Origin of the sequence: Sandarakinorhabdus sp. (assembly GCF_031422795.1) — a bacterium.
Taxonomy (GTDB): Bacteria; Pseudomonadota; Alphaproteobacteria; order Sphingomonadales; family Sphingomonadaceae; genus Sandarakinorhabdus.
This window is the reverse complement of sequence record NZ_JANPML010000353.1, coordinates 1-2,521: the sequence shown is the minus strand read 5'-3', so window position 1 is coordinate 2,521 and position 2,521 is coordinate 1. Positions and strand designations below refer to the sequence as shown.

The 2,521-nt window shown below is 64.2% G+C and carries 4 protein-coding genes; 1 reads left to right on the top strand and 3 read right to left on the bottom strand.

Translation table 11 applies throughout. The features are described from left to right. Positions 1–495: TIGR02466 family protein (locus tag RMO81_RS12395; protein ID WP_310476200.1), on the bottom strand; the 495-nt coding region annotated here is incomplete at its 3' end. A 207-nt stretch (positions 496–702) separates the two neighbouring features. Between RMO81_RS12395 and RMO81_RS12390 the strand changes: the two genes are divergently transcribed. Continuing rightward, a complete protein-coding gene (locus RMO81_RS12390) occupies positions 703–1,893 on the top strand; it encodes a right-handed parallel beta-helix repeat-containing protein (protein WP_310476199.1) in 1,191 nt (396 codons plus the stop codon). Positions 1,894–1,907: 14 nt separating this feature from the next. Here the strand turns inward: RMO81_RS12390 and RMO81_RS12385 are convergent, their stop codons facing one another. Both RMO81_RS12385 and RMO81_RS12380 read right to left on the bottom strand, forming a co-directional pair. Next, positions 1,908–2,405, bottom strand: a complete 498-nt coding sequence (locus RMO81_RS12385; protein WP_310476198.1) for an N-acetyltransferase family protein — start codon at positions 2,403–2,405, stop codon at positions 1,908–1,910. Beyond that, positions 2,402–2,509: an ArsC/Spx/MgsR family protein gene (locus tag RMO81_RS12380; RefSeq protein ID WP_310476201.1), complete on the bottom strand. Its 108-nt coding sequence runs from the start codon at positions 2,507–2,509 to the stop codon at positions 2,402–2,404. Before RMO81_RS12380 ends, RMO81_RS12385 begins: the two co-directional genes overlap by 4 nt. Between the last annotated feature and the right edge of the window lie 12 nt (positions 2,510–2,521).

The following is a 2,521-nucleotide window of genomic DNA, read 5'->3' as shown; positions in this document are numbered from 1 at the left end:
GACATGGACGAAATTGCGGCTCTCGGCCGGTGCGTCGGCACTGCGGGGCGGGGCGTGCATCAGCATCGGCAGGCGCGGGTCTTCAAAGCGGATGCTGCCGGAGCCGGCGGGCACGTCCACATAGAGCGTGCCTGAGATGATGCTGTGCGGGTGGATGTGGCCGCTGTGGCCGCCGCCGGGTTTGAGGATGTTGACCCACAGGCTGTCGAGCTTGGGTTTCTTCCCCGCCAGATCGAGATGAGCGGCCGCCGCAAATGTGCCGGCCTGGCGCACTAGCCAGCGCGCCAGATCGCCAAAGGCCGGATCGCGCGCCGGCAGATCGTTCAGCGAGGCATAGCTGGTGTAGCCGCGATAGCGGTGATCGCGGCTCCAGCGACGGCCGGCGCTGTCGTCTTCGGCCAGAGTCCGGCACGAGTGGGCCAGATCGGCCAACAGGGCCGCATCATCAAGCCGTCCCTGCCAGAGCGGGGTGGGGAACAGATGTTGCATCGCCATGCCCTGCCCCATGGCGGCTTCGTGCGCAGGCGGCAAGCCCGGAGGCGATAGCATCCAAAGTGGATGGAATGCGGTTGCCGCACGCAAGCTCCAATATGGTGCAGCCGTTACCGACCTTGGACAGGGTTTTTGCCAGCACGGCGGAACCGCTGCCGGCCAGGTTACCGATCATGGGCCTGCCGGCGGACAGCCTTGGGAGACATGAGAATGACGCCGATCCGATTGCGCCCGACGATGATGGCCAGCCTGGCCGTGATGGCCCTTGCCAGCGCCACCACAGCTGCTGCCGGCCAGGTGATCACCCTCACGCCGATCAGCAACCAGAAAACCGTGCTGGCCAGCGTGCGGCCGGGCGACACGCTGCGCATCACCGGCAGTTTTGCCAACACGGTGGTTTTGAGCAATCGCGATTTCGGCAATGTGCAAGTTGATGCCAGCACGGCGACGTTCCAGGGTGGGTTGATGTTGAACAACGTGCACAATCTGGCGTTTTCTGGCGGCACCTACGGACGCAGCGATATGGATATCCGGCCGTGGCACACGGTGCAGGTGCAGTTCAGCAGCAACATCAGCCTCGATCAGGGCCGGTTTCTGGGCAACTTCGACAACCGCGGTTCTGGCCTGTTGGTGGTGAAATCCAATCAGGTGACGGTGAGCAGTTCGCAGTTCATCGGCCACGGCACCGGCCTGGGTGTGCGCACGTCGACCAACGTGCTGGTCACCCGCAACAGCATTACCGGCAGCGCCGCTGATGGCATCAACGTGGTCGATAGCCAGCGCGTGATCGTATCGTCGAACAGCTGTTCGGCTTTCACCCCTGGCACGGGTTCGCACCCTGACTGTATCCAGCTGTGGAGCCTGAACGGACGGCCGCTGCAATCGGATATCGCCATCCTGAATAACAGCGCCATCGGCAACATGCAGGCGTTCGTGTCGTTCGATCCACGCACCGGCAGCGGCGAACGGCTGATCTTTGCCGGTAATTTTGCCGCCATCACCTATACCCACGGTGTCAGCTGCACCCGCTGCAACGATTCGATCTTTATCGACAATATTCTGACTAACCTGCCGGATGCGCGCTGGGGCGCGCCCAGTGTGCGGCTGACCGAAGGGCTGCGCAATCTGGTGGCCAACAACCAATCATTTGATGTGCGCGGGCTGGCCGGGCAGCCGGGGTTCGAACTGCCATCGCCAATCCGGTCCAGCTTTGCGCCGGCTTGGGCGGGCAGTGTTGGCAGCCAGATCGGCAGCCTGTTTGCCAGCAACGGCGACGACACAGTATCGGTCAGCAGCGTGCCCGAACCCGCGACCTGGCTGATGTTGGGGTTCGGCTTTGTGGCGGTGGGCCGCCAACTGCGCCAGCGTCAGCGCCTGGGGCCAAAGTGGGTGTCGGCCTGATCAGGCGCAGGCAATCAGCCGGGCAGGCTGCGCTGCATCATCACGATATCGAGCGGCTTGCCGAACTTTTCACCAATCTGCTTGAGCAGGCCGGCGCGTTCAAAGCCGCATGATGCGTGCAGGTTGATGGAGGCATTGTTGCCGGAATCGCCGATCACCGCGATCAGTTGCCGGAAACCGGCCGTGCGCGCCGCGCTGCTCAACGCCATCAGCAGCGCCTGGCCAATGCCGGTGCGCTGGGCATCGGGCGCCACATAGACGCTGGTTTCGCCGCAATAGCGATAGGCCGGGCGATCCCGGAACTGGGTTACGTAGGCATAGCCATCCACCTTGCCCATCGTCACGTGCACCAGCCACGGCCAGCCGTGGGATTTCACCTTCATCAGCCGTTGCGCCATTTCGGCCGCAGACGGTGGCTCGATCTCGAAACTGGCGGTGCCGTTCAGCACGGCGGGCGCATAGATGGCGGCGAGGGCCGTCGCATCTTCCATGCGGGCAGGGCGAATGCTCATGCCGCTTCCAGCGCCCGTTCGGCTGGGCGGGCCAGCAGGGTGGCGCCGGGTCCGATCACCACCGGGCGGTTGATCAGGATGGGATCGGCCAGCATGGCCGCCAGGATCGTGGCGTC

Coding starts and splice junctions, on each gene's coding strand:
- RMO81_RS12390 (WP_310476199.1), top strand. CDS start 703: ATGACGCCGATCCGATTGCGCCCGACGATGATGGCCAGCCTGGCCGTG.
- RMO81_RS12385 (WP_310476198.1), bottom strand. CDS start 2,405: ATGAGCATTCGCCCTGCCCGCATGGAAGATGCGACGGCCCTCGCCGCC.